Below are 24,540 nucleotides of genomic sequence, written 5' to 3'. Positions count from 1 at the left end.
TGTCGCAGGTCAGGGCGTGGTCGCGGGGTGCGCGACGCGGATGGTGGTGGAGTCGAGGTCGGCGGGCACGTCCACGCAGCGGTCGATGCCACGGGCGGCGAGCATCTCGGTGTCGCCGAGTCGGGAACGGAGGACGACCTGCGGACCGCGACCGTCCGGTTCCGCCGACGCGACGGCGAGCCAGGCGGCGGCGAACCGGCCTCCGGGGGCGCAGTCGGCACGCATCCCGTGCCGGTCCGAGCCGTCGGGCAGCACGTCGTCGAGCACGAGCGCGGTGGCCGGCGGCGCAGCGGCGGCGGCGGCGGCGCCTGACCGTGCGACGGCGGCGAAGGCCTCACCCGCCGGCTTGACGCGGCCGTCGTTGGTGAAGAGCCCGAGGTCGTACTCGAGCTCCGGGAAGTCGGCGAGCGACCGGGCGACGTCGTGCGAGCACCACCACGTGACGCCGAGCACCTGCTGCGCCCCGAGCACGTGCCGGATGGTCTGCTCGGTGAACGAGGCGGCGTCCTCCGGGGCGATGACGTTGGTGGGCGCCCCCACCTCCTGCAGCCAGTTCGGCCGCGCGGGGTCGCGGTTCCAGGCGGCGGCGAGCTGGAGCAGGTACTCACCGTGCCGCACCGATCCCGGTCCGAGTGCGCCGTGCAGCGCTGCCGAGCCGTTGAACACCCACGAGTGCGTGACGGTGGCGTCACCGTGGTCCGCCGCGTGCTCCGGGCCGAAGGGCTGCGCGTCGTCGTACCAGGCGGCGTCGTACTGCGCGACGGTGACCAGCGGCCGTGGACGCGACCCGGCGCCGGACGGCGCCGACGTGGCGGGGTCGAGCCGTGCCTCCAGGCCGGACCCGCCGGACGAACCGGCCGGACCGGCCGACAGCCCGTCACGCGCCGCCGCGACCATCGCCGCCGCCCACGCGTGGCCCTGCTCCGCCGTGATGTCGTGCGGCGCGGGGTGCGGCGCGTGCGCGAACTGGTTCACCTCGTTGCCGATGGTGATGCCGAGCAGGTTCGGCTTGTCCGCGACCGCTCGGGCGAGCGCCCGGACGTACGCCGCGGTCGACGCGACCACGTCCGGGTCGGTGAACATGTTCCGGCGGTGCCAGCTGTCCAGCCACGCGGGCACGAAGTCGAAGCTCGACAGGTGCCCCTGCAGGGCGTCGACGTTGACGTCGAGCCCGAACGAGCCGGCGATGTCCACGACCGTCGCGACGTCCTGCAGCGCCGAGGCCCGGATGAGCGTCCGGTTCGGCTGCACGACCGGCCAGAGCGGGAAGATCCGCACGTGGTCGGCGCCGAGCGAGGCGATCGCCTCGAGGTCCCTGGCGGTGTCCGACTGCGAGAAGTCGAGCCACGAGTGGAACCAGCCGACCGAGGGCGTGTAGTTGACCCCGAAGCGCATCAGCCCTTCACACCGCCCTCTTCGACGCCCTTGAAGAAGAAGCGTTGCAGGACGGCGAAGATCACGGCGATCGGGATGAACGCGATCATGGTGCCGGCGGCGATCATGCGCTGGTCGGTCGCGAACGTGCCCTGCAGGTACTGCAGCCCGACGGTCAGGGTGAGGTTCTCCGGCGACTGCAGCACGATGAGCGGCCACAGGAAGTCGTCCCACGCCCCGATGAACGAGAAGATCGCGATGACGGCGATCGTCCCCTGCACGGCGGGCAGCGAGATGTACCGCAGCCGCTGCATCGCGTTCGCGCCGTCCATCACGGCAGCCTGGTCGATCTCCTCCGGGATCTGCCGGAACGCGTTGAACATGAGCAGCACGTTGAGCGCGGCGATCATCCCGGGCAGGGCGACACCGACGAGGTTGTCGGCGAGGCCGAGGTCCTTGACGGTGACGAACTGCGAGATGATCGTCGCCTCACCGGGCAGGACGAGCGTGGCGAGGAACAGCCCGAGGACGAGCTTGCGGTGCCGCCACTGCAGTCGCGCCAGGGCGAACCCGGCGAGCGTCGCGAAGACGATGTTGCCGAACACGTCGATCGCGGCGACGAGCAACGAGTTGCCGATGTACCGCCAGACCGGGATCGCGGCAGCCACCTTGAGGTAGTTCTCGAAGGTCGGCTCGGTCGGGATGAAGGACGGGTTCGCGGTGTAGATGTCCTCGCCGGCGCCCTTGAGCGAGGTGGACAGCTGCCACAGGAACGGGCCGATCGTGATGAAGAGCACCACGATGAGCAGGACGTAGCGCAGCACCTTCTCACGGGTGGACATGACGCCCCAGACCGCGCGACGGCGCTTGCGTCCGTCTCGCCCGTTCGGTCGGGAGGCCCGTCCCGCGTCCGTCGCGCCGGTCACGTCCGGCGTCGGGCTGGCTGCACCGCGCGCGCCGCCCAGTGCGGGTTCGGTGGTCGTCGTGTTCGTCACTTGTCCGCCTTGCTGTTCATCCGCGCGAGGGCGAGCATCGGGATGAGCGTCACGACGAAGAGCAGGAGGCTCAGGGCGGACGCGTACCCGAGGTTGCCGGTGAAACCGCGGGCGTACTGCTGGATGAGCATGACGAGCGAGTTGTCCTGCCCGCCGGGTCCACCGGTGCCGTTGGTGAGGATGTAGAGCTCGCTGAACACCCGGAGCGCGGAGACGCACACCAGGATCCCGACGAGCGTCATGGTGCCGCGGACCCCCGGCATGGTGACCGACCAGAACCGTCGCACCGATCCGGCGCCGTCGAGGGCGGCCGCTTCGTGCAGGTCCTTGCCGACGTTCCCGAGGGCCGCGAGGAAGATGATCATGTAGTAGCCGAGGCCCTTCCAGACCGTCAGGCTGATCGCGCTGAGGAGCAGCAGCCACCGGTCGGTCAGGAACGGGACGCTGCCCTGTACGACGCCGAGCGCCTGCGCCATCTCGTTGATGACGCCGCGGTCGTCGAGGATCCAGGTCCAGATGAGCCCGACGACCACGGCCGAGGCGATGACGGGCGTGTAGAACGCCGTGCGGAAGAACGCGATCCCCGGGAGCTTCTGCTGGACGAGCACCGCGATGAGCAGCGGCAGCACGGTCAGCAGGGGCAGGCAGATCGCCATGTAGATGACGCTGTTGAGCAGCGCCTCCCACACCTGCGGATCGGCCAGCAGGGTCTCGAAGTTCGCAAGACCCACCCACTGGCTCACGCCCCCCAGCGGGCTGGCGTTCGTGAACGACAGCCGGACGGTGTTGATCGACGGCCAGAGGCTGAACGCGACGAGCCAGACGAGGGCCGGCAGGACGAGCAGCCAGGGCGTGAACCAGCGGTTGGCGCGCATCAGCCGTTGGCCAGCAGGCTGTTCATCTTGGTCTGCGCCGTCTGCAGTGCCTGCTCCGGCGCGACCTGGCCCTTCATGGCGAGGGCGATCTGCTGGTCGAGGAAGTCCGTCATGGCGGAGTTCGCCTCGACCGGGTTGAGGACCTTCGCGGTCTTCAGGGCCTCGTTCGCCAGCACGCGGGCCTCACCGTTCACGGTGCCGTCGTCCTTCGAGAAGTACGGGTCGGACTGCGACGACGTGGTCGACGGGAAGATGTTGACCTGGTGCGCGAACGCCTCCTGGTTCTTCGCGTTCGTCATGAACTTCGCGAACGCCTCAGCCGTGGCGAGGTGCTTCGACTTCGCCGACACCGACAGCCCCTGCACGTACAGCGGCGGGGTGTCGAGCGCCGGGCTGACGGTGACCTTGCCCTTGAGCGACGGGTTGTTCTTCTCGAAGTCGGCGAGCGAGGTGGCGCCACCGGTGGTCCACGCGACCTTCTGCTGCGTGAACAGCGTCGAGTTGCCGAGGTAGTCGCTGTTCAGCACGTTCGAGGGCATGTAGCCGTCCTGGTACGCGTCCTTGTACCGCTCGATCAGGTCGGCGGCCTTCGACGAGTCGGCGAAGGTGAACTTCGTCCCGTCCGCGTTGAGGACCTTGACGCCTGCCAGGGTGAAGTCGCCGAGGCCGGGCTTGCGGCTCATCAGGTAGTCGGTCGGGCAGTTCTCGTGCATGGTCTTCGCCTGCGTGAACAGCTCGTCGGTGGTCTTCGGCGGGTTCTCCGCGTCGAGGCCGCACTTCGCGAACATCGTCGCGTTCCAGTAGTCGACGTCGGTGTTGAGGTACCAGGGGTACCCGAACGTGCCGTCCACGCCCTTGTACTCGTACGAGTCCAACGCACCGGCGACGTAGGTGCTCGCGAGCTCGGTGTCGTCCTTCGCGACGTCCTGCAGGAACCCGCGCTTGGCGAGCGGCAGGGCGATGTCCGGCGGCAGGTTGATGACGTCGGGCAACGAGTTCGACGACGCCTGGCTGAGCACCTTGTCGGCGTAGCCGTCGCCCGGCTGGTCCTGCAGCTTCACCTTCGCGTCCGGGTGGGCCTTCTCGAAGTCGGCGATCACCCCGTTCAGGTAGTCCGTGTACGTCGGCGTGAGCGCCCACGTCTGCAGCGTGATCGACCCGCTGATCTCCCCGCCGCCGTTGTCGGCCGCGGTGCTGCCGCCCGAGCAGCCGGTCAGGACGAGTGCCGTGGCGGCAGCTCCTACGAGCAGCGCCGCAGCACGGCTCCTCGTCGCACGTGTGGTGGTCCTCATGGCGTCTGACTCCCTCGTCATCCTGCTTCGTCAGTGTGCTGAACCGGTTCAGTTCCTGTCCCCGAACCCGCTCGTGGCAGTGACTATGAAGGACTAAAACGCTATAGTCAAGCCTGTGGCCGCGAACCGTCGAACGACGATCTCCGACATCGCCGCGCGTGCCGGCGTGTCCGTCAGCGCGGTCTCGTTCGCCCTGAACGACCGCCCCGGTGTGTCCGACGAGACCCGTGCTCGCGTGCGCGCGATCGCCCGCGAACTCGACTGGCAACCGCACACCGCAGCCCGCGCACTGGGCGGCGCCAAGGCCGGCTCGATCGGCTTCGTGCTGAACCGCCCGGCCCGCACCCTCGGCACCGAGTCGTTCTTCGGCGACCTGATCTCCGGCATCCAGCTCGGACTCGCCGGCACCCACGTCGGGATGAACCTGCTCGTGGCGCGCGACGCTGCCGAGGAACTCGAGACCTACCGGGCGTGGTGGCGTGGGCACCGCGTCGACGGGGTGGTCGTCATCGACCCGCGGCGCGACGACGACCGGTTGACCCTGCTCGCCGAACTCGGCATGCCCACGGTCGTCGTCGGGTCCCACCCGTCGCCTGAGGGCTCCGCACCGAGCGTGTGGATCGACGACGGTGACGCGACGGACACCGTCCTGCGGTACCTGCACGCGCTCGGGCACCGACGCATCGCGCACGTCGCCGGGCGCCCCGAGTTCGAGCACACCGCCATGCGGATCGGCCGCGTCCGGGCGTTCGCCGCGGCCGAGGGGCTCGCCGACGCCGTGTCGATCCCGACCGACTACTCGGCCGAGGCCGGTGCGAGTGCGACCCGCACGCTGCTGTCCCGCAGCAGCCGACCGACGGCGATCGTCTACGACAACGACGTCCTGGCGGTGGCCGGGCTCGGGGTCGCGAGCGAGATGGGCGTCGCCGTGCCGACCGACGTCTCGATCGTGTCGTTCGACGACTCGGCGATGATCCAGCTGGTCCGGCCGTCCATCACCTCGCTGACCCGCGACACCGTGGAGCTCGGGCAGCGGGCGGCGACGCTCCTGCGCGCGCAGATCGACGCCGACGCGCCGCTGCCGTCACGCCCCGGGCCACCGCTGACACTGAGCGTCCGGGAGTCGACGGCGCGCGCCGGGTCCTGAGACGCCGCACCGGCGCTCCGCTGCGACACGCCCAGCGGGCGTCCGACCGAGGTCCACTGCGCGCGGCGGACTTGACTCCCGTTCGAACACACGTTCGAATACCGTCGTGGGACGGCGTCGCGAGAACCGGTGGCAGCCCCCGGAACACCCGGAGGTCGAACGTCCGCGCGCCTACTCGCTGTCCGAGGACGCCCGCGGGCCCGACGTCTGCCACGCCGTCACCCCGGTGCCGGTCTGGGCGTGGATCCAGTTCCCGACCTTCCACGTCCGGGTGAAGGCCTTCGCCAAGAGCTGGACCCGCGATGCCGTCATGGTCGAGTGGGCGCAGTTCGGACAGCAGGCGGACGCCTGGGTGTGGCGGTCCGCCGTGAAGCACCGCACCCTGCGCGCCGACCAGTCGGAACGCGCGATCCGGAGTCCGCAGAACGCAGCGCGTTGACTTCCGGTCGCACCCCGAGGATCGTTTGGCGAACACCGGTTCGGTAAGTAACTCACTGATCGAGGCATTCGTTCGAGTGCCGCTCCGGAACGAGGAGGCACCATGAAGAACACCGCGGTGCCGTCCTGGGTCGCCCACGTGCTCACCCCGCCCGAGGTCATCAGCGCCTACGTCGAGGCCCGGGTCAACGACCCCGCCCTGCTGTCGGGCGAGCACACGGAACCCACGTACGCCGACTTCCTCGGCGACGAGTAGACGGTCGTTCAGCGGCGTCGGCGTCGCGCCGAGAGCGTGACGCCGACGCTCGCAGCGGTGACGCACACCAGCGCCACCGTCTCCAGCACCGACAGCCCCTCGCTGAGCACCACGAGGCCGGCCAGCGCGGCGATCGCCGGGCCGAGGCTCTGCAGGACGCCGAACACCCGCGTCGGCATCCGCCGCAACGCCGCCATCTCGAGGGCGTAGGGCAGCACGCTCGACAACACCGCGACCGCACCGAAGACCAGCAGGAGCACGGGTTCGCGGACCACGCCGTCCACCGCGGACGTGAGCCCGAACGGCAGCGACACGAGCATCGCGACCACCATCGACACCACCAGGCCGTCGACCCCGGGGATCGCCGCGCCGACGTGCCGGTTCATCACGATGTAGCCCGCCCAGCACGCCGCCGCGAGCACGGCCCAGACGACCCCGCCGACCTCGGTCACGGCGCTCGGGCCGACCCCGAGCAGCACGACGCCGGCGAGCGCCAGGGCAGCCCAGAGCGCGTCCCGCCAGCGTCGGGTGTGCACGAGGGACAGGGCGAGCGGGCCGAGGAACTCGATCGTCACCGCGACCCCGATCGGGATGCTCGCGAACGCCAGGTAGATGAAGACGTTCATCCCGCCGAGCGCCAGCCCGAGACCGACGGCACCGACCCACTGCGCGCGGGTCCAGTGCCGGACGCGGGGACGGACGACCAGGGCGAGCACCACCGCACCGATGACGAGCCGGAGCGCCGCGGCCCCGACCGCGCCGACGTCGTCGAAGTGGGTCTTCGCGATCGCGGCGCCGAGCTGGACGGACACCATCGCGGTGAGGGCGAGCAGCGGAGCCGGGACCCGATCGGTGCCGCGGGCCTGGTTCATCCGCGCGCCCGGGTCATCCGAGGTACGCGAGCACGGCGAGGACGCGGCGGTGGTCCTCACCGGTGTCCTCGAGCGCGAGCTTGCCGAAGATGCTCGACACGTGCTTCTCGACGGCGCCGGTGCCGATGACGAGCGCGCGGGCGATGGCTGCGTTCGTGCGCCCCTCGGCCATCAGGCCGAGCACGTCGCGTTCACGAGGGGTGAGCGCGGCGAGGGGGTCGCGCCGACGGCTCATCAACTGCGTGACGACCTCGGGGTCGAGCACGGTGCCACCGGCCGCGATCCGGCGCACGGCGTCGTCGATCTCCTCGAGCCTGGTGACGCGGTCCTTGAGCAGGTAGCCGATGCCCGTCGCGCCGGCGGCGAGGACGTCTTCGGCGTAGGTGGCCTCGACGTACTGCGAGAGCAGGAGCACGCCCGTGCGCGGGGCGATCCGGCGGGTCTCGACGGCCGCGCGGACGCCTTCGTCGGTGAAGGTCGGCGGCATCCGGACGTCCATGACCACGACGTCGGGAGCGCCGTCGGGCAGCGTCGCGAGGAACGCGCGGGCGTCGGCGTACTGCCCGATGACGTCGATGCCGGCTTCGTCGAGCACGCGGGCCAAGCCCTCGCGCAGCAGGACGGCGTCGTCGACGACGACGGCCCGGATGCGTGCTGCATCCGGGCCGTCTGTCATGCCGACCAGCCTAGTGGGAGCGCGGGCGCTCCCGTGGGGTCACGACCGCGGGTTCGCCGTCGTGGGGACGCCGTTCAGGGCGCCGAGCGGGATGCGGGCCGTGGCCTCGGTGGGTCCGCCCTCGGGGCTCGCGACGACCAGGTCGCCGTCGAGCGCGCGCATCCGGCCGATCAGGCCCTCGATGCCGTGGCCCTGCTGGGGTCGGGCGCCACCACGGCCGTCGTCGGTGACGCTGACGGTCAGGTACCAGAGCCCGGAGGCGTCGACCACGAGCCCGAGGTACACCCCGGCGGTCGTCGCACCGGCGTGCTTCATGGTGTTCGTCAGGAGCTCGCTCACCGTGAAGTACACGTTGCGCTGGATCTCCGTCGCGAGCTCGAGGCCCTCGGGCAGACGGACGTCGAGGCCGACCGGGATCGGCGTGCGGGCGACGAGCGCCTCGAGGGCCGCCACGAGCCCGCGGTCGAGCAGGATCGGCGGGGCGAACCCGCGGGACAGCGCACGCAGTTCGTCGAGGGCGTCCTGCGCGTGCTCCGATGCCTCGCCGATCAGCTGCTTCGCCTTCTTCGGGTCCTTTTCGAACGCGCGCTCGGCGGCGGACAGGTCCATCCGGAGCCGCACCAGGCGCTGCTGGGGGCCGTCGTGCAGGTCGCGCTCGATCTGGCGCAGCGCCTGTCCCTCGGCGGTCACCGCACCGGCACGTGAGGCCTGCAGTCCGGCGACGCGCTGCTCGAGCTGCTCCGCACGGAACCCGCCGAGCAGGCCGAAGTCCACCCAGTAGTGCGCGATGACCGAGCCGCGGGCCCACAGCGGGAACAGCACGACCGAGGCCGCCATCGACAGCAGCCCGAGGAACCCGATGCCCGTGGCGAACCCGATGCCGTCCGGGAAGTACCCGGACCGGACGTTGTTGAGCAGGAACAACCCGCCGACGGCGATCGGCCAGAGGAACCCGGCGAGCAGGATCGCTCCGGCCCCGACGGTCACCAGGGCGACGAGCGGGTACACGACCGCTGCGTGCAGCAGGTAGAGCCAGTAGTGCGGGTTGGCGACCGCGGACCCCGTGCGCGTCCACCAGTTCTGCTGCCAGCGGGGCGTCCAGTCCACCGGCCGGATCGGACGCCGGTCTGCCCATCCGATGCGGAGCTTCTCGAACTGTCCGAGCCACCGCGCCACGAACAGCGCGATGAAGAACATCAGCAGCACGAACGGGTTGAACAGGTCGCGGAAGCCTCCACCGAAGATCGCTGCGGGGAACGCGACGTACAGGGTGCACAGCAGCACGGCCGTCAGGGCCATGTAGCCGAAGTCGCGCGGCAGGCGCTTCCAGGACTCGCGGTAGAACGCACCGGCGGTCATGCCGGAACCCGGACCGCGGCCGTGGCCGCCGACGGGTGCCGATCCGTTCGGCGGGGTCGCGCCCCACGACGCCGGCGGCGTCTGCTGGTCGTGCTGTCGCGGGTACTGCGGCATCGGCTTGGTGGCTCCAGGTGGGACGGAGTCGCCCAGCGGCACGGTCTGGGCCTGGTCGGGCGAGGGCGTGACGTCGTCCAGCGGGACGGTTCGCGCCTGGTCGAGGCGGTCGGTGTCGGTCATGACTCCAGCCTCGCGATCACGGGGCCGTTCCCCCATCCTGCCCCCTCCCCAACCCGGGTGGGGTTATCCCCCCTCTGCACAGATCGCCCGAGGTCGACCGTCGCGGGGCGATCCGCACGACATGCTCGTGGTGATGGGCGACGCACTCCGAGCACTGATCGACGCCGTCGGCCTCGAGGTCGGCTCCGGCGAGGAGATCCGATCCGACGACGACCACTGGACGCTCGATCTCGATCCTGGTCGAGCAGCACCCGACGACGTCGATCGGCTCCGACCCCGGGCGGAGAGCCCCACCTCGCACTGCTCCTTCGTACGACTTCCCGCACGAGGCCTTGTTCGCCGACACCGGTGTCGTCGTCGGATCGGCGACGCTCGGGCCGTTCGCTGCCGAGGTCCTCGCGCTCCCGCCGATCGCCACCACGCAGCCCGCGGGCTTCCCCTCGGCGGACGTCGTGCTGGCGCTGCGTCACGTCGGTCACCTCGACGGCGGCCGGTGGCACGGCGTGCAGCAGGATGCACTCGCGCGACTCGTGGTCACGACCGTCCTCCACGACAACCCGCCGCCGTTCCTTCGCGACAACAGCCTGGCAAGGGTCCTCGACCGGCTCTTCGACGCTACGGGCGGACACTCGACCGCGGATCTGCTCGACGGCGTCCGTATGTCGGTGCGCACGCTCGAACGTCGGTGCACCGAGACCGCGGGCTGCACGCCGGCCCAGCTCGGGCGGTGGTTCCGGCGAGGTCGCTGCACGCTTCGGCTTCAGCACCACCGCCTCCATGCGACGCGCGCTGCAACGGGTCCGCGCACCGGAGACCGACCTCCCTCGGCGCTTCTGACGGTTCTGGTCCACGGATCCCGCGGTTCCCGAACCAGGGCCGTCAGCCGCCCGGACAGATCGTGCTTCCCCCGCCGCACGACGAGCGCGTAGTGTGCGGGCATGCAGAACACCACGGGGGTTCGGGTGGTCTCGGCCGCGGCAGTCGTCGCAGCGGTCGTGTTCGGGGCGCGCGGCCTGGTGGGGACGATCTGGCTCGCGTCGTGGGACCTGCCGAACGGGCTGCTCCTCGCCGCCACGGCGCTCGCCGGGCTGGCAGCTGCGGTCGTGCTCGTCGCAGCGGTGCGCGCTCGGGACCGCCGGGCGCTCGCGTTCGCGGTGTCGGTCCTGGCGTTCGCGCTCCTGTGGCCGGCGCCGGGCTGGGCCACCGAGGTGCTCCTCGTGGTCGCGCAGGGTGCGCTCGTGGCGTTCGGTGTGCTCACCGTCCGGAACGAGGACGGCGTGCAGCGGGCCTTCGGCTGGGTCGTCACCGTGGCGGCGTCGCTGTGGTTCGTCGCGGCGCTCCTGTCCAACACGGTGCTGATCCTGGCGACCCCACAGGAGGCGCTGGGCATCGTGCTGGCCGTCCCGGGGCTGCTGCAGACCGTGGCGTACCTGGCGGCGACGGTGCTCGTCGCCGTCCCGCTCCTGCGTCCGGTCGGCCGGGGCGCGAACGCCCTGTGGGTCTCAGCCGAGGTGCGCTGACGCCACACGGACGCCGACCCCGCAGCTGCGCCGACCCCGCAGCTGCGCCGAGCCTCCGTGCGCCCCTCAGCCGACCCGTGCCGCCAGGCGCTCGGACCGGCGGACGGCCTGCTCGGCCGGGTCGGGTACCGGCGCGGCCTGGATGAGCCGGCGCGTGTAGGGGTCCTGCGGCGACCGGAGGATGGCGTCGCGGGTCCCCTGCTCGGCGACCTCCCCGCCGTGCAGCACGACGACCCGGTCGCACAGCGTGTCGACCACGGCCAGGTCGTGCGTGACGAACAGGCACGCGAAGCCCAGGCGCTCCTGCAGTTCCCGGAAGACGTCGAGCACCCGCGCCTGCACCGAGACGTCGAGGGCGCTCGTGGGCTCGTCGGCGATGAGCAGTGCGGGGTCGAGCGCGACCGCGCGGGCGATCGCGACGCGCTGCCGTTGCCCGCCGGAGAGCTCGTGCGGGAAGCGCTCACGGTACCCGCCGTCCAGGCCGACGTCGGCGAGCAGCCGGTCCACCCGTTCGTCGATCTGCGCCGACGGCAGGCGCAGGACCTGCCGGAGCGGCTCGGCGACGGTCTGTCCGACCGTGTACCGCGGGTTGAGCGACCGGAGCGGGTTCTGGAAGACCACACCGACGTGTCGCCGCATCTCGCGACGAGCTGCTCGCCGGGCGACCGCCACGTCGGTGCCCTCGACGACGACCGATCCGGACGTGATCGGTGCGAGTCCCACGGCCGCGCGGCCGATGGTGGTCTTGCCGCTGCCGGACTCCCCCACGAGTCCGACGATCTCACCGCGACCGACCGTGAAGGACACGTCGTCGACCGCGCGGAACCGCCCGCGCAGCGCACCGCCGTACTCGACCACGAGGTGCCGGACGTCGAGGACGACCGAGGGGGCCTCCGTGACGGGGTCGACCCGGGCCTCCTGGCCGGACCCGGTGCCCATGCGTGGGACCGCAGCGAGCAGGTCGCGGGTGTACTCGGCGGACGGCGCGGCGAAGACCGCGGCGACGGTGCCCGTCTCGACGACGCGACCGCGGCGCATGACGACCACGCGGTCGGCGATGTCGGCGACGACGCCCATGTCGTGGGTGATGAGGAGGATCGCGGTGCCGGTGCGTTCCCGCAGCGCACGCAGGACGTCGAGCACCTCGGCCTGCACCGTGACGTCGAGTGCGGTCGTCGGCTCGTCGGCGATGAGCAGGTCGGGGTCGGCGGCGAGCGCCATCGCGATCATCACGCGCTGCGCCTGTCCGCCGGAGAGCTCGTGCGGGTACTGGCCGAGTCGGCTTTCGGGTTCCGGCACCTCGACGGCGCGCAGGAGTTCGAGCGATCGTTCGCGGACGGCGGCGCGGTCGTGCGAGGCGTCGGCGCGGCGGACGGCCTCGGCCAGCTGGAACCCGACGGTGAACACCGGGTTGAGCGCGGCCGACGGGTCCTGGAAGACCATCGACACGCTGCGGCCCCGGACCCCGCGCAGGGTGCGCTCGTCGGAGCCGATGACCTCGAGGTCGCCGAGCCGGATGCTGCCGGAGGCGCGCGCGCCGTCGGGGGCGATCCCCATCGCCGTCATCGCGGTCATGCTCTTGCCCGACCCGGACTCCCCGACGACGGCGACGACCTCCCCGCGGCCGACGGTGAACGAGGCGTCGTCGACCGCGCGGACCTCGGCGCCGTCGACGTCGAAGGTCACGGACAGGTGGTCGACGGTCAGGACGTCGGTCATGGGGTCTCCGAACGGTCGGTGTGGTCGCGGGCGGCCTTGAACGCCTCCCACTCCTCGAGCATCTTGCGGTGGTACCCCTGCAGCCACTGCATGTAGTCGCGGCCGTTGAGCAGGCGCTCGCGGACCTCGGCGTCGACGTCGCCCTCGCCGGTGCGGCCCGCGGCCTCGACGACGGTGAGTCCGCGGCCGATGATGTCGCGCTGCCGGTCGAGGTACTTCCGCTCGCTCGCGAGCCAGGAACCCCAGACGTCCGCCTCGGCACGGAAGTAGTGGCTGCGTTCGCCGGCGACGATGTGGCGCTTCACGAACCCCGAGTCGACGAGCCGTCGCGTGGCCATCGACACCGAGCCCGAGCTGGCGCCGAGGGCGTCCTGCAGGTCGGCGGAGGACGAGTGCGGCGCGCGGGTCATCATGAGGTAGCCGAGCACGCGGGCGTCGGTGAGGGGCATGCCCGCACCGTCGTTGAGCATCAGGGCGAACTCCTCGACGAACGCCTGCCGCTCGGGTTCGAGCACGACGTCGTCGTGCCCGACACCGTCGTCCCGACCGTCGACGCCGCTCACGGTGCCAGCCCCGCCGCGACTTCGGGCGACTCGGTCGGGATCGTCCACGGTTCCTCGGTCATGCCGCCACCGGCGCGGATCGACCGGACGGTACCGTCGGCGTCGCGCGTGAAGGTGATGTCCTCGTCGATCGAACCGAAGCGGTTGCCGTGCGTCATCCGGAGCGTGTCCGCGTCGACGACCTCGAGCCGGGTGGGGGTGTCGAGCGGTTCGGGTCCGGACGGGTCGACCTCGACGAGCCGGTCGCCGATGCGGGCGATGTCGCTGACGCCCCACGGGTTGGCGAAGCGGCCGGTGTACGCGGCGGTGTCGACGTCGTCGGGCACGGGGGTGCCGGGCGCGGACGCGTCCGCCGCGGCGTCGAGCATCTGCACGACGGCGGTGGCGATGAGGGTGGCGGGTCCGGCGGCAGCGCTCGTCATCACGGAGACGACGAGGCCCGATGCCGGGTCGAACAGCGACTGCGTGATGTGTCCGGGGAACCCGCCGGAGTGGCCGCGGACCTCACGGCCTCCGATGCGGTCGACGATGAAGCCGGCGCCGTACCCGCGGGCGGCCGGGTCGTCGGTGGCGCTCCAGGCCTTGCGCTGCGCGAGGCGCTTCGAGTGGTCGTCGAGCAGGCTGCCGTGCCCGATGACGTGCTGCGAGAAGTACCTGACCAGGTCGGAGGCGGTGCCGTGGAACCCGGTGGCGGCGGCCATCGCGCGGGTGTCCACGTGGTCGATGCGCTGCCGGCGCCGCGCGGTGTGGAACCCGGTGTACCCGACCACGAAGTCGTCGGCACGGGTGGGGTCCCAGTCCGGGCCGGTGTTGCGGAGTCCCAGGGGTTCGGTGATGGACTCGCGGACGAAGTCGTTGTAGGACCGGCCGGAGACCGCGGCGATGACGAGTCCGAGCAGCGAGTAGCCGAGGTTCGAGTAGTTGAAGGACGACCCGGTGGGGACCTTCTGACCGCGGTCGAGCACGAGCGCCAGCAGCTCCTGCTCGTCGGGGAACGGCCGCAGGAGCGACCAGTAGTCGCCGTCGTGGCCGTCGCGGATGACCCCGGCGCCCATCTCCATGAGCTCCCGGATCGTGGCGTCGGCGAGCGGGGAGCCGCCGTCGACGAGGGCGGGGATGTACGTGCCGACGGTGTCGTCGAGCCGGAGCGACCCGCGCTCGGCGAGCTGGAGCAGGGCCGTCGCGGTGAAGGTCTTCGAGTGCGAGGCGATGCGGAACAGGTCGGTGGTGGTCAGGCGACGCCCGGCCTCGACGTCGGCGTAGCCCCAGGCTTCGTCGAACAGCACCTCGCCGCCGAACCCGATGGCGACCTGCACGCCGGGCACCCGGAGCTGCCAGACCTTGTACGACACCCACTCGTGGACGTAGGGCAGGGTCTTCCGGTACGCGGAGAGGGTGTCGGTCACGGTGGTCCTTTCGAGAACGGTTCTGCAGCGAGTCTGGCGCGTCGGCCGCGGCGGTGCCCGCCGCGACGCGGCGCGCGCCGTGCGTGTCAGCGCCGCCGCGGGTCGAGCGCGGCGCGCAGCGTGTCGCCGAGCGCGATGACGGAGAGCACGGTCACGGCGAGGAACGTGGCGGGTGCGATGAGCATGTGCGGGGCGCGGAGGAACTGCGAGGTCGCGGCGGAGAGCTGCAGTCCCCACGAGATCGCGGGGCTCTCGAGCCCGATGCCGAGGTAGGTCAGCGACGACTCGGACACGATGACGCCGCCGACGGTGATCGTCGCGAGCACGAGCAGCGGCGAGATCGACGACGGCAGGACGTACCGGGTGGTGATCCGCCAGGTGGACAGCCCCATCGTGCGGGCGGCGAGCACGAACTCGGCGTTCCGCACGCTGCGGACGCTCGACCGCACGAGCCGGGCCATCGTCGGCCACCCGAACAGTGCGAGCACGAGCGACACGGTGAGCACCGAGCGCTCCCCCACGCTGTTGAGCACCACGACGGCGCCGAGCAGGAACGGGAAGCCGAGGAACACGTCGGTCAGGCGGGCGAGCACGGCGTCGACCCAGCCGCCGACCATGCCCGCGATCGTCCCGACGACGACGGCGACCATGCCGGCGAGCACGGTGGTGAGCACCGCGACGGCGATCGACGACCGGGTGCCGTACACGACGTTGGCGTACACGTCGCAGCCCTGCAGGTCGAAGCCGAACGGGTGCCCGCCGGTCGGCGAGGCGCCGCTCTGCCCGAGGTCGCACACCCGGGGGTCGCCGTGGCCGAACAGTCCGGCGAACAGCTGCGGGAACGACGCGACGAGCAGCACGACGACCAGGACCGAGGCGGGTACCCAGAAGCCGGGGGTGCGGGCCGCAGCCAGCAGGGGCCGGCGGCGACCGCCGACGACGGGTTCGACGGTGGCGCTGAGCGCTGAGGTGGTCATGCGGCTGCTCCGGTCCGGACGCGGGGGTCGAGGGCGGCGTGCAGCAGGTCGACGAGCACGCTCGTGACGAGGAACACCAGGATGAGCGCGGTCGAGATGCCGACGACGACCGCGCCTTCGTGCGACCGGATGCCCTGGAACAGCAGGTTGCCGACGCCGGGCAGGTTGAAGATGCCCTCGATGATCACGGTGCCGCCCATCAGGTACCCGAGGTCGGTCGCCAGGTAGGTGGCGGTGGGGATGAGCGAGTTCCGCATCACGTGCACGCCGACGATCCGACCGGGCGCGAGCCCCTTGGCCCGTGCGGTTCGGACGTAGTCGGCGTCGAGCGTCTCGATCATCGAGGTGCGGGTGAGGCGGGACACCGCGGCGAGGCCGAACAGCGCGATGACGAACGCCGGCAGGATGTACGCCGTCGGCCAGCCCGCGGTGACGCCGGCGACCGGGAACCAGTGCAGCCGCACCGAGAACACCAGCTGCAGGGCGACCCCGAGGACGAACACGGGGATCGCGCCGACGACGATGGTGCCGACCAGGACCGTCTTGTCGAGGGCGGTGCCGCGCCGCAGGGCGGAGAGCACCCCGAGCCCGATGCCCAGGACGATCTCGAGGGCCCAGGCGGTGAGCGCCAGGGTGATCGTGACCGGCCAGCGCGACGCCATCTGCTCGCCGACGGACTGCCCGTTGAAGTCGGTACCGAAGTCGCCGCGGAACAGCCCGCCGAGGTACTGCACGTACTGCAGCCAGAGCGGCTGGTCCAGGTGGTACTCGGCGCGGAGCGTGCGGACGACCGCGTCGCTGAGCGGTCGCTCGCCGCCGAGCGCCTTGATCGGGTCGCCGGGCAGCGCGAAGGTCATCGCGTAGATGAGGAACGTCACCCCGAGGAACACGATGGCCAGGCCGCCGAGCCGGCGACCGACGGCGAGCGTCGGACGCATCACGCGCCTCCCGACCTGCTCGTGGTGACCAGGGGCGGACGGGAGGCGCGGGCCGGGTCCGACACGTGGCTCGCGCAGGCGAGGATCGCCCCGTACTGCACCCCCACCAGTTTCCGCACCGGGATCGGCTGGGCGTCCGTGGACGCGTCCGCCTGCCAGCGCGCGTACCGCTCCACCAGGCGGTCGCACAGGCGCCGGAGCGGCGCGGACGCCGTGCCGGCGGTGGTCTCCGCCTCGACCGCACGGAGCAGCATGCCGCCGTAGCGCAGTCGGAAGCAGCGGACCAGGTCCTCGCAGCCGAAACGCTCCGCGACCGTGGCCATCCGCTCGGCCGGCTCGCGGTCGGCGCGACGGCGGTCCGTGTCGGCCGTGCTGACGAGCATCGGCACGAAGGCGCGCGAGGCCTCGAGGAACGGCGACTCGATCGACAGCATCGGCGACGCCTCGTCGAGGAGCTGCTGGAGTTCCTCGCCCGAGGCACCGAGCTCGGCGGAGCAGCGCCGGAGCAGGTCGGCGTACGACTCGTCGGTCGGGGTCTGGTCGTCGGCGTCCGGATGGCTCCAGTACGGCAGTTCGGCGACCATGCACAGCGCCCCGTGCCGCATCGCCCACGCTGCGCTCGACGCGCCGTGGATGTGCTCGCCCGGATCGACCCCGAGTCCTTCGAGGTAGTCGTACGCGGTCTCGATCCCGTCCATCGCGAACACCGCGGGGGCGAGTGCACGCAGGAACGGCGACTCCGGCTCCCCGGTGTCGAGCGGCAGCCCGAGCGCGGCCGGTACCGCGTGCAGGGTGTCGACGACGTCGGGCAGGTCCTCGGACAGGTAGTAGTAGACCCCGCCCATCTCGCCGTTGTGCAGCGACACCAGCAGGTCCGGCTCGGTGTCGTCGATGAGCCGCATGAACGCGAGCGTCTCGGGCAGCACCTGGTCGAAGTACACCGACCGGTAGCTGTTCGGGAACGTCCACTCCACCTGGCTGTCCGGGGCCGGGCGGTAGAAGTGCCGCGAGTAGAACACCCGGTCGTGCGGGTCGTGGAACCAGGCCTCGTTGAGCCGCATGCCGTCCGGGTCGATCGTCGGGACGATGTGCCAGGTGACGTCGAGCGCACGGGCCTCGTCGTCGGTGGTCATCGTCTCGGCGAGGTGCAGGGCCGTCCACGAGCCGATCGGTTCGTTCGGGTGCACGCCGCCGACCACGACGGCGGCGTGCGACCCGGTGCCGATCCGGTAGGAGTGCAGCGGTTCACCGAGCCGGCTGGTGCCGATCCGGGTGACCGTGACCCGGTCCGGGTGGGCCGCGGCGAGCGCGTCGAACCGGGCGTGCAGGTCGTCGACGAGCGGGAAGCCGTCGCGGTCGGGGACCTCGGCCGCCAGACGGAGGATGGTGCGCTGGTCCATGCGGTGCCCTACTTCACGGCGATCTGCGTGACGACCGGGCTGCCGGCGACCGCGGGGAGCTTCGTGACCTTGTCACTCGTCACGTAGGAGTACTTGTCGAAGAAGGTCGGGACGACGGGGAAGTCCTCGAGCACGGCCTCCTGCGTCTTCGTGTAGTACTCGTTCGCCTCGTCCTGGGACCCGGCCGAGTCGGCCTTCGCGAGCAGGGCGTCCACGGTGTCGGACTGGTAGTACCCGGTGCAGGGTGCGCAGCCGCCGGCCGTGGTGAACAGGGCGCGGAGGGTGTTCTGCTGGCTGATGTACAGCGCGCCCCAGTGGCCGAAGTGCGGGCCGGCGACCTTCTTGTCCGTCAGCTCGGAGTAGTACGAGGCCCAGTCGGTGGTGGCCTTCGCGACGGTGTCGACGCCCAGGTTCTGCCGGATCTGGTTGGCGTACGCCTCGTAGAGCGAGTCGAGGCCGCTGCCGCCGGGGTAGACGAGGGTGATCGTGCCGTCGAAGCCGCCGGACTTCGCCAGGAGCTTCTTGGCCGCGGCGGGGTCGAACTCGCACGCCTCGCCGCAGATGCCCTCTTCCGTGCCGGACATCGACGGCGGCGTGAGCGCGGTGGCGGGGTCGTACAGGCCGCCGTAGATGGCGGTGTTCACCTCGTCGCGGTCGATCGACATCGAGATCGCGCGTCGGACGTCGGGGTCGGAGTACCGGTCGTCCCAGAGCGGGAACCCGAGGTAGTCGATGCCGGGGGCGTCGAAGGAGTGCAGGCGGTCGCCGAAGTCGGCCTCCGCGCTGGTCATCTTGTCGGTCGGCAGGAACAGCACGTCGGCGTTGCCCGCGAGGACGTCGGTGTAGGCGGTGTTCATGTCGGAGTAGCTCCGGAACGTGACGTCCTTCGTGACCGGCTTCGTCCCCTCGTAGTCCTTCCACGCGGTGACGGTGAACTCCTTGTCCGCCTTCCACGCCGACTGCATCTCGTAGGGGCCGTTGCCGATCGGCTTCTTGTCGTACGCCTTCAGGTCGTCGTACGCGGCGGACGGCATCGGGTAGAACGCCGTCTGGGCCTGGCTGAGCTGGAGCGGGAACTGGCTGTCGGCGTGGGTGAGCGTGACCGTGAAGGTGTCCTTGCCGGTGACCTTGAGCCCCGACATCTCCTTCGTCTTCGGGGTGCCCTTCGCCGGGTTGAGGTCCGTGTACCCGACGATCGCGGCGAGCTGCCCGCTGTTCTCCCACGCGTTCGGTCCGTAGGCGACGTGGTTCCAGGCCGTCACGTAGCTCTCCGGGGTGACGGCCTCGCCGTTCTGGAACGTCCAGCCGTCCCGGAGCGTGATGGTCCACGTGGTGGCGTCGTCGCTCTCGACGCTCTTCGCGGCGACGTCGTGGAGCTCGCCCTTCGCGTCGGTCTGCGTCAGCGGTGCGAACAGGCTCTGCACCTGGTCGAACGCGACGGTCTGTCGTCCGGGCGTCAGGTGGTCGGGCTCGCCGGTGGCGTACACCAGGCTCGATCCGCCGTCGGAGTCGGCCGTGCCGCTCGCCGAACAGCCGGTCACCACGAGTGCCAGCGTGGCCGCCGTGGCCAGCGTGGCGATGGTCCTGCGTCGCATGGGGTCTCCTCCGGGTCGTCGTTGATGAGTGAAGCTAGGCCCGCAGCGACCCCCGGCACAATGCTTCTTTCAATGAACTCTGAAACTTTTACCGGTCTGAAACACTCGCGAAACGACAGGTGTCGCGCTCGGCCGGAGCCGTGTGCCACGCTCGGATCATGCGGCACACACCCCACTTCCTGATGACGGACGTCGACGAGGTCAAGCGCCTGGTCGCGGGCAACCCGTGGGCCACGATCGTGTCGCACACCGACGCCGGGATCGTCGCGTCGCACTACCCGTTCCTGCTCGAGGCGCCCGGGCCGGACGACGACCCCGGCGAGATCGTGCTCGTCTCGCACGTCGGCCGTCCGGACGAGGTCGCGCACGAACTCGGCCGCCACGAGGTCCTGGTCGTGGTGCAGGGTCCGCACGGGTACGTGTCCCCCGCCTGGTACCCGCCGGAACAGTTCGTGCCCACCTGGAACCACGTCACCGCACACCTGTGGGGCACGCCGGAGCTGCTGTCCGACGACGAGAACTTCCGGGTGCTCGGCGAGCTCGTCGACCACTTCGAGCGTGTCATGCCCGAGCCGGTGTCCCTCGAGATCGACGAGGAGACCGCACGCCGGATGGCGAAGGGCACCGTGGGCATCCGCATCCGGATCACCCGGTTCGACGCCCGCGCGAAGCTCTCGCAGAACAAGGCGCCCGAGGTCGTCGACCGGATCATCGCCGGCCTGCGCGGCGACGGCCCCTACGCGTCGCCGGCGCTCGCCGACGAGATGGAACGAGCGCACGCTGCGCGCGCTGACGACCGGGAGGAACGGTGACGGAGATCCTGCTCAGGACCGTCCGCAGGGTGGGCACCTCCGGGGCCCCTGCCGACGTCCGCATCGCCGACGGCCGGGTCGCCGAGATCGCGCCGGCCGGCACGCTCGACCCTTCGGGACCCGACACGGAGGTCGTCGAGACCGCCGGCGCGTGGCTCGGCCCCGGCCTCCGCGACCACCACACGCACTTCGACCAGTGGGCCCTGGTGCGCCGCCGCGTCGACGTCTCCGGCTGCGACTCGGCGGAGTCGACCGCCGACCTCCTCGCAGCGGTCGCGCGGACCGGGGTGCCGGACCGCGTGCTGATCGGACACGGCTACCGCGACGGGTTGTGGCCGACCCCCGCACGACGCGAGCTGCTCGACCAGGCCGCACCGGGCCTCCCGACCGTCGTCATCAGCGGTGACCTGCACGCGGTCTGGTGCAACGCCCTCGCGCTCGCCCACTTCTCCGCGCTCGTCGGCCGCTCGCTCGAGGCGGGTGCCGACGGGGTCCTGCGCGAGCAGGACGCCTTCGACGTGACCGGTGCGCTCTCGCAGGTGCCGGACGACCTGCTCGACGGGTACGTCGCCGACGCGGTGGAGGCCGCTGCCGCCCGCGGCGTGACGGGCATCGTCGACCTCGAGATGCGCTTCGGCCTCGACCGCTGGGCGCGCCGGATCCACGCCGGCACCGACGCGCTCCGGGTGGCGTCCGGGGTCTACCCGGCGGAACTCGACGCCGCGATCGACCGCGGGCTCCGCACCGGCGACGTCGTCGACCGGACCCGCGGCCTGCTGACGATGGGGCCGTTCAAGGTCGTCACCGACGGGTCCCTCGGCACCCGGACCGCGGCCATGACCGACGGGTCCGGCGTGCTCGCGTGGGAGTTCGACGACCTCGTGGCCGTCACCCGCCGGGCCGTCGACGCCGGACTCGTCCCCGCGATCCACGCGATCGGCGACCGGGCGAACACCCTCGCGCTCGACGTCTTCGAGGCCGTCGGCGCCCGCGGCACCATCGAGCACGCGCAACTGCTCGTCGACACCGACGTCGACCGGTTCGCCAGGCTCGGGGTGGCCGCCTCGGTGCAGCCCGAGCACGCCATGGACGACCGCGACATCGCCGACCGGCACTGGGCCGGCCGCACCGACCGGGCGTTCGCGTTCGCGTCGCTCGCCCGAGCCGGAGCCCGACTGCTGCTCGGGTCGGACGCCCCGGTGGCGCCCCTCGACCCGTGGGTGTCGATGGCCGCGGCCGTCGGGCGCGACCGCGACGGCCGCGACCCCTGGCACCCCGCCGAACGGCTCTCGGCGCTCGCCGCGTGGCGGGGGTCGACGGACGGACGGGTCAGCGTGGCCGTCGGCGACGTCGCGGACCTCGTGCTCGTCGGGTCGGACCCGCTCACGGCGTCGTCGTCCGCGTTGCGTTCGATGCGGGTGCTCGCGACCGCGATCGCCGGGCGGTTCACGTACTGCGAACTCTGAGCTCTCGGTTCTGAGGCGCGCTACTTCTGGTCCTTCGGGCACCAGTAGAGCTTCCGACCGGCCATGTCCGCCATCCGGATCTCGGTGCCGCACACCCGGCACGGCTCGCCCTGCCGGTGGTAGACCCAGTGGCGGTCCTTGCGCGAGCGCAGGGCCTTCTTGTGGTCGGCCTCGGACAGGTCGTCCATCGTCATCATCAGGCCGTCACGGACGCCGTCGTGCAGCAGCTTCGACCAGTCCGCCCAGAGCGCCTTCGCCTGCTTGACGGTGATCTTCTTGCCCGGCTTGTACGGGTCGATCCGCTGCCGGAAGAGCAGTTCGGCACGGTAGATGTTGCCGATGCCGGCCACGACCGACTGGTCCATGAGCAGCTGCCCGATGGCGACGTTGCGCTTCCGGACGTTGTCGACGAACACCTTCTCGGCCTCGGGGCCGTCGTCGTTCATCGGGTCGGGGCCGAGCTTGTCGAGGGCGCGCTGCACCTCGGCCGGCGTCTCCACGACGCACGCGGTCGGGCCGCGCAGGTCGGCGACGGTGTCCTCGGTCAGGATCCGGACGCGCACCTGGCCGACGGGGTCCGGGGGGAAGGACTCGATCGGGTCCTCCGCCTTCTCCTGCTCGGCCATCCGGTAGCGGGCCAGCCGCGGTGCGCCGATCGAGCTGAGCGACTCTTCGCGGTCGTCGTCGTCCGACAGCGCCTCGGCGGTGGAGATCACCCCCGCGAAGTCCCACGCGCCGTAGAGGCCGAGGTGCACGCGGAGGAACAGGTCGCCCTCGAACTCGAGGAACATCTGCTTCGCCACCGCCCGGGCAGCGATCATCCGCTTGCCGTCGAGCTGCGCGGCCCCGGCGGCGAACCGCCCCTGCGGACTGGACACCTCGCAGCGCTTGCCGACGAAGTGCCGGGTGAACTGGTTGGCGATTCGGTGGACGGAGTGACCCTCGGGCATGGGACCTGTCTACTCGGCCGAGCCGTCGATCTGCTTGCCGGCGATGTGCCCCGTCTGCTCGTACTCGGCGAGCTGCGCGATGCGGCGGGCGTGACGCTCCTCGCCCGAGAACGGCTCGGCGATGAACAGGTCGACGAAGCGGATCGCTTCGTCCTCGGTGTGCTGGCGGGCACCGATCGAGATGACGTTGGCGTCGTTGTGCTGCCGCGCGAGGAGCGCGGTCGACTCGTTCCAGACGAGCGCTGCGCGGACGCCCTCGACCTTGTTCGCGGCGATCTGCTCGCCGTTGCCGGAGCCGCCGAACACGACGCCGAGCGCCTGGACACCGGCGCGCTGGTCCTGCACCACGGCGTGCGCGGCGTTGATGCAGAACGAGGGGTAGTCGTCGAGCGCGTCGTACTCGGTCGGTCCGTGGTCCACGACCTCGTGCCCGGCTTCCGACAGGTGCGTCGCGAGGGTCTGGTTGAACTCGAGGCCGGCGTGGTCCGTTCCGAGGTGGATGCGCATGGAACCGATCCTATTCCTGCGGCTACTGCCCCCGGACCACCACGACGACGTACCGGGTGGACCCGTCGCCCGGGTTCCGGTAGACCACGTCGGCGGGGTCGCCGAGCTCGATCCGGTCGCCCGCGGCGAGCCGCGTCGACTCGCCGCCGACGACGAGTTCGAGCACGCCGTCGACCACCCAGATGCAGTGGCGCAGGAACGCGTAGGCGGACGCCGGGTAGGCCACTTCGCGGCCGGCCGGGAGGCGCACCTCGGTGACGTCAGCGGGGAAGGCCGCGCTCGAGACCGGACGGCGGCGGTACCCGGTGTCGGGATCGGTCCAGGACTCGGCGGTCGCGCCGCGTTGGATGCCGCGTGCGTCGTCGGGATCGGTCGCCCTGGGCACCTCGTGCTCGAGGGCCTCGTCGAGGAGCTGCGAGATCGTCAGGCCGAAGGCGCCGGAGAGCCGCCCGAGGATCGTCGCGGTGGGGCTGGAGACCCCGCGCTCGACGCGGTTGATCATGGCGCGGGAGACGCCGGACTCCTCGGCGAGCTCGGTGAGGCTCCACTTCCGTTCGGTCCGGAGGCGCTGGAGTCGCTCGCCGAGGGCCCGTTCCGCGAGGCCCGGCTCGTCGTCTACGATGTGAGACATGACGACAGCATATGCGACGAACGGGGTCGTGGTCCGCGACTGCACCCCGGCCGACCTCGACGTCGTGCACGCCCTGCACGTCGACGCCGTGCTGCACTCCACCGCCATCTGGCAAGAGGAGCCGCACCCGCGCGCGTACTTCGACACCTGGCTGGCCGAACGGCAGGGCGACGGGTACCCCGTGCTCGTCGCCGAGGTCGACGGCACCGTCGCCGGGTACGCCACGTACTCGCAGTGGCGGCCGCACCACGGGTACCGCCTGACCGTCGAGCACAGCGTCTACGTGGTCGAGTCGTTCCGCGGCCGGGGCATCGCCTCGACCCTGATGCGGTCCCTCGTCGAGCGGGCGACCGCCGAGGGCCGGCACGTCATGATGGCGGGGATCTGCAGCACGAACACCGGATCGATCGCCCTGCACGAGAAGCTCGGGTTCAGCACGGTCGCGGTCGTGCCCGAGGTCGGACGCAAGTTCGACCGCTGGCTGGACCTGACGCTCATGCGCCTGCCCCTCGCCTGACGGGACGGACGTGGCGGT

At 71.4% G+C, this 24,540-nt stretch carries 25 protein-coding genes; 8 read left to right on the top strand and 17 right to left on the bottom strand.

Translation table 11 applies throughout. The features are described from left to right. Positions 1-9: 9 nt before the first annotated feature. The 4 genes from ACXKZB_RS06435 to ACXKZB_RS06420 are packed head-to-tail and all read right to left on the bottom strand — an operon-like array spanning position 10 to position 4,536. A complete protein-coding gene (locus tag ACXKZB_RS06435; RefSeq protein WP_488825245.1) occupies positions 10-1,395 on the bottom strand; it encodes a glycoside hydrolase 5 family protein in 1,386 nt (461 codons plus the stop codon). After that, the gene (locus ACXKZB_RS06430; protein ID WP_221180565.1) at positions 1,395-2,369 is read right to left on the bottom strand and encodes a carbohydrate ABC transporter permease; all 975 of its coding nucleotides are present in this window, start codon (positions 2,367-2,369) and stop codon (positions 1,395-1,397) included. The genes ACXKZB_RS06435 and ACXKZB_RS06430 overlap by 1 nt, the downstream gene beginning before the upstream one ends. After that, positions 2,366-3,244, bottom strand: a complete 879-nt coding sequence (locus ACXKZB_RS06425) for a carbohydrate ABC transporter permease (RefSeq protein ID WP_123673340.1) — start codon at positions 3,242-3,244, stop codon at positions 2,366-2,368. The genes ACXKZB_RS06430 and ACXKZB_RS06425 overlap by 4 nt, the downstream gene beginning before the upstream one ends. Beyond that, positions 3,244-4,536 carry an ABC transporter substrate-binding protein gene (locus ACXKZB_RS06420; protein ID WP_488825244.1) on the bottom strand — a complete coding sequence of 431 codons (1,293 nt, stop codon included), beginning with the start codon at positions 4,534-4,536 and terminating at the stop codon, positions 3,244-3,246. The genes ACXKZB_RS06425 and ACXKZB_RS06420 overlap by 1 nt, the downstream gene beginning before the upstream one ends. A gap of 115 nt (positions 4,537-4,651) precedes the next feature. On the opposite strand from ACXKZB_RS06420, the gene ACXKZB_RS06415 reads away from it, so the two are divergent. The 3 genes from ACXKZB_RS06415 to ACXKZB_RS06405 all read left to right on the top strand — a co-directional run bounded on the left by ACXKZB_RS06415 (position 4,652) and on the right by ACXKZB_RS06405 (position 6,377). Further along, positions 4,652-5,683: a LacI family DNA-binding transcriptional regulator gene (locus tag ACXKZB_RS06415; RefSeq protein WP_456795777.1), complete on the top strand. Its 1,032-nt coding sequence runs from the start codon at positions 4,652-4,654 to the stop codon at positions 5,681-5,683. A 106-nt stretch (positions 5,684-5,789) separates the two neighbouring features. Further along, positions 5,790-6,122, top strand: a complete 333-nt coding sequence (locus tag ACXKZB_RS06410; protein WP_488825243.1) for a hypothetical protein — start codon at positions 5,790-5,792, stop codon at positions 6,120-6,122. 102 nt (positions 6,123-6,224) lie between these two features. Continuing rightward, positions 6,225-6,377, top strand: coding sequence for a hypothetical protein (locus ACXKZB_RS06405; protein ID WP_159572741.1), 153 nt, complete (start codon positions 6,225-6,227; stop codon positions 6,375-6,377). An 8-nt stretch (positions 6,378-6,385) separates the two neighbouring features. Here ACXKZB_RS06405 and ACXKZB_RS06400 read toward each other — a convergent pair whose 3' ends face one another. The 3 genes from ACXKZB_RS06400 to ACXKZB_RS06390 are packed head-to-tail and all read right to left on the bottom strand — an operon-like array spanning position 6,386 to position 9,521. Next, positions 6,386-7,249 carry an EamA family transporter gene (locus ACXKZB_RS06400; RefSeq protein ID WP_488825241.1) on the bottom strand — a complete coding sequence of 288 codons (864 nt, stop codon included), beginning with the start codon at positions 7,247-7,249 and terminating at the stop codon, positions 6,386-6,388. A 13-nt stretch (positions 7,250-7,262) separates the two neighbouring features. Beyond that, positions 7,263-7,925 carry a response regulator transcription factor gene (locus ACXKZB_RS06395; protein WP_111084503.1) on the bottom strand — a complete coding sequence of 221 codons (663 nt, stop codon included), beginning with the start codon at positions 7,923-7,925 and terminating at the stop codon, positions 7,263-7,265. A gap of 39 nt (positions 7,926-7,964) precedes the next feature. After that, complete coding sequence (locus ACXKZB_RS06390) at positions 7,965-9,521, bottom strand: sensor histidine kinase (RefSeq protein ID WP_488825239.1); 1,557 nt, start codon at positions 9,519-9,521, stop codon at positions 7,965-7,967. Between the two features lie 332 nt (positions 9,522-9,853). Here ACXKZB_RS06390 and ACXKZB_RS06385 point away from each other — a divergent pair, with 332 nt between their 5' ends. Next, on the top strand, positions 9,854-10,450 hold the full coding sequence (locus ACXKZB_RS06385) for a helix-turn-helix domain-containing protein (RefSeq protein ID WP_488825237.1): 597 nt from the start codon (positions 9,854-9,856) through the stop codon (positions 10,448-10,450). 9 nt (positions 10,451-10,459) lie between these two features. Beyond that, complete coding sequence (locus ACXKZB_RS06380; protein WP_488825235.1) at positions 10,460-11,041, top strand: hypothetical protein; 582 nt, start codon at positions 10,460-10,462, stop codon at positions 11,039-11,041. A gap of 66 nt (positions 11,042-11,107) precedes the next feature. Here ACXKZB_RS06380 and ACXKZB_RS06375 read toward each other — a convergent pair whose 3' ends face one another. The 7 genes from ACXKZB_RS06375 to ACXKZB_RS06345 form a co-directional block, all read right to left on the bottom strand. After that, the gene (locus ACXKZB_RS06375) at positions 11,108-12,760 is read right to left on the bottom strand and encodes a dipeptide ABC transporter ATP-binding protein (RefSeq protein ID WP_488825234.1); all 1,653 of its coding nucleotides are present in this window, start codon (positions 12,758-12,760) and stop codon (positions 11,108-11,110) included. Then, positions 12,757-13,323, bottom strand: a complete 567-nt coding sequence (locus ACXKZB_RS06370; protein WP_396290583.1) for a GbsR/MarR family transcriptional regulator — start codon at positions 13,321-13,323, stop codon at positions 12,757-12,759. The genes ACXKZB_RS06375 and ACXKZB_RS06370 overlap by 4 nt, the downstream gene beginning before the upstream one ends. Continuing rightward, complete coding sequence (locus ACXKZB_RS06365; protein WP_488825232.1) at positions 13,320-14,729, bottom strand: serine hydrolase; 1,410 nt, start codon at positions 14,727-14,729, stop codon at positions 13,320-13,322. Before ACXKZB_RS06365 ends, ACXKZB_RS06370 begins: the two co-directional genes overlap by 4 nt. An 86-nt stretch (positions 14,730-14,815) precedes the next feature. Further along, positions 14,816-15,706, bottom strand: coding sequence for an ABC transporter permease (locus ACXKZB_RS06360; RefSeq protein ID WP_123313444.1), 891 nt, complete (start codon positions 15,704-15,706; stop codon positions 14,816-14,818). After that, a complete protein-coding gene (locus tag ACXKZB_RS06355; protein WP_488825230.1) occupies positions 15,703-16,644 on the bottom strand; it encodes an ABC transporter permease in 942 nt (313 codons plus the stop codon). Before ACXKZB_RS06355 ends, ACXKZB_RS06360 begins: the two co-directional genes overlap by 4 nt. Further along, positions 16,644-18,044, bottom strand: coding sequence for a M14 family zinc carboxypeptidase (locus tag ACXKZB_RS06350; protein WP_488825229.1), 1,401 nt, complete (start codon positions 18,042-18,044; stop codon positions 16,644-16,646). Before ACXKZB_RS06350 ends, ACXKZB_RS06355 begins: the two co-directional genes overlap by 1 nt. An 8-nt stretch (positions 18,045-18,052) precedes the next feature. Next, entirely contained in the window at positions 18,053-19,639 is a 1,587-nt protein-coding gene (locus ACXKZB_RS06345; protein ID WP_488825228.1) for a peptide ABC transporter substrate-binding protein, read from the bottom strand. Positions 19,640-19,797: 158 nt separating this feature from the next. On the opposite strand from ACXKZB_RS06345, the gene ACXKZB_RS06340 reads away from it, so the two are divergent. Both ACXKZB_RS06340 and ACXKZB_RS06335 read left to right on the top strand, forming a co-directional pair. Further along, the gene (locus ACXKZB_RS06340) at positions 19,798-20,451 is read left to right on the top strand and encodes an FMN-binding negative transcriptional regulator (protein ID WP_488825226.1); all 654 of its coding nucleotides are present in this window, start codon (positions 19,798-19,800) and stop codon (positions 20,449-20,451) included. Positions 20,452-20,480: 29 nt separating this feature from the next. Further along, positions 20,481-21,917 carry an amidohydrolase gene (locus tag ACXKZB_RS06335; protein ID WP_488825224.1) on the top strand — a complete coding sequence of 479 codons (1,437 nt, stop codon included), beginning with the start codon at positions 20,481-20,483 and terminating at the stop codon, positions 21,915-21,917. A gap of 20 nt (positions 21,918-21,937) precedes the next feature. Here ACXKZB_RS06335 and ACXKZB_RS06330 read toward each other — a convergent pair whose 3' ends face one another. The 3 genes from ACXKZB_RS06330 to ACXKZB_RS06320 are packed head-to-tail and all read right to left on the bottom strand — an operon-like array spanning position 21,938 to position 24,005. Beyond that, positions 21,938-22,867: an Fpg/Nei family DNA glycosylase gene (locus ACXKZB_RS06330; protein WP_123313440.1), complete on the bottom strand. Its 930-nt coding sequence runs from the start codon at positions 22,865-22,867 to the stop codon at positions 21,938-21,940. A 9-nt stretch (positions 22,868-22,876) separates the two neighbouring features. Then, positions 22,877-23,374, bottom strand: a complete 498-nt coding sequence (locus tag ACXKZB_RS06325; RefSeq protein WP_488825222.1) for a ribose-5-phosphate isomerase — start codon at positions 23,372-23,374, stop codon at positions 22,877-22,879. Positions 23,375-23,396: 22 nt separating this feature from the next. After that, positions 23,397-24,005: a helix-turn-helix domain-containing protein gene (locus ACXKZB_RS06320; protein ID WP_488825220.1), complete on the bottom strand. Its 609-nt coding sequence runs from the start codon at positions 24,003-24,005 to the stop codon at positions 23,397-23,399. Here ACXKZB_RS06320 and ACXKZB_RS06315 point away from each other — a divergent pair. Further along, a complete protein-coding gene (locus ACXKZB_RS06315; protein WP_488825219.1) occupies positions 24,004-24,522 on the top strand; it encodes a GNAT family N-acetyltransferase in 519 nt (172 codons plus the stop codon). The genes ACXKZB_RS06320 and ACXKZB_RS06315 overlap by 2 nt on opposite strands. The last annotated feature ends 18 nt before the right edge of the window (positions 24,523-24,540 follow it).

This window comes from Curtobacterium sp. ABR8 (assembly GCF_057812125.1).
This window is presented reverse-complemented; position numbering and strand designations above follow the sequence as displayed.

Coding starts and splice junctions, on each gene's coding strand:
- ACXKZB_RS06400 (WP_488825241.1), bottom strand. CDS start 7,249: ATGAACCAGGCCCGCGGCACCGATCGGGTCCCGGCTCCGCTGCTCGCC.
- ACXKZB_RS06395 (WP_111084503.1), bottom strand. CDS start 7,925: ATGACAGACGGCCCGGATGCAGCACGCATCCGGGCCGTCGTCGTCGAC.
- ACXKZB_RS06330 (WP_123313440.1), bottom strand. CDS start 22,867: ATGCCCGAGGGTCACTCCGTCCACCGAATCGCCAACCAGTTCACCCGG.
- ACXKZB_RS06355 (WP_488825230.1), bottom strand. CDS start 16,644: ATGCGTCCGACGCTCGCCGTCGGTCGCCGGCTCGGCGGCCTGGCCATC.
- ACXKZB_RS06340 (WP_488825226.1), top strand. CDS start 19,798: ATGCGGCACACACCCCACTTCCTGATGACGGACGTCGACGAGGTCAAG.
- ACXKZB_RS06375 (WP_488825234.1), bottom strand. CDS start 12,760: ATGACCGACGTCCTGACCGTCGACCACCTGTCCGTGACCTTCGACGTC.
- ACXKZB_RS06315 (WP_488825219.1), top strand. CDS start 24,004: ATGACGACAGCATATGCGACGAACGGGGTCGTGGTCCGCGACTGCACC.
- ACXKZB_RS06380 (WP_488825235.1), top strand. CDS start 10,460: ATGCAGAACACCACGGGGGTTCGGGTGGTCTCGGCCGCGGCAGTCGTC.
- ACXKZB_RS06350 (WP_488825229.1), bottom strand. CDS start 18,044: ATGGACCAGCGCACCATCCTCCGTCTGGCGGCCGAGGTCCCCGACCGC.
- ACXKZB_RS06325 (WP_488825222.1), bottom strand. CDS start 23,374: ATGCGCATCCACCTCGGAACGGACCACGCCGGCCTCGAGTTCAACCAG.
- ACXKZB_RS06405 (WP_159572741.1), top strand. CDS start 6,225: ATGAAGAACACCGCGGTGCCGTCCTGGGTCGCCCACGTGCTCACCCCG.
- ACXKZB_RS06425 (WP_123673340.1), bottom strand. CDS start 3,244: ATGCGCGCCAACCGCTGGTTCACGCCCTGGCTGCTCGTCCTGCCGGCC.
- ACXKZB_RS06420 (WP_488825244.1), bottom strand. CDS start 4,536: ATGAGGACCACCACACGTGCGACGAGGAGCCGTGCTGCGGCGCTGCTC.
- ACXKZB_RS06345 (WP_488825228.1), bottom strand. CDS start 19,639: ATGCGACGCAGGACCATCGCCACGCTGGCCACGGCGGCCACGCTGGCA.
- ACXKZB_RS06360 (WP_123313444.1), bottom strand. CDS start 15,706: ATGACCACCTCAGCGCTCAGCGCCACCGTCGAACCCGTCGTCGGCGGT.
- ACXKZB_RS06435 (WP_488825245.1), bottom strand. CDS start 1,395: ATGCGCTTCGGGGTCAACTACACGCCCTCGGTCGGCTGGTTCCACTCG.
- ACXKZB_RS06390 (WP_488825239.1), bottom strand. CDS start 9,521: ATGACCGACACCGACCGCCTCGACCAGGCGCGAACCGTCCCGCTGGAC.
- ACXKZB_RS06320 (WP_488825220.1), bottom strand. CDS start 24,005: ATGTCTCACATCGTAGACGACGAGCCGGGCCTCGCGGAACGGGCCCTC.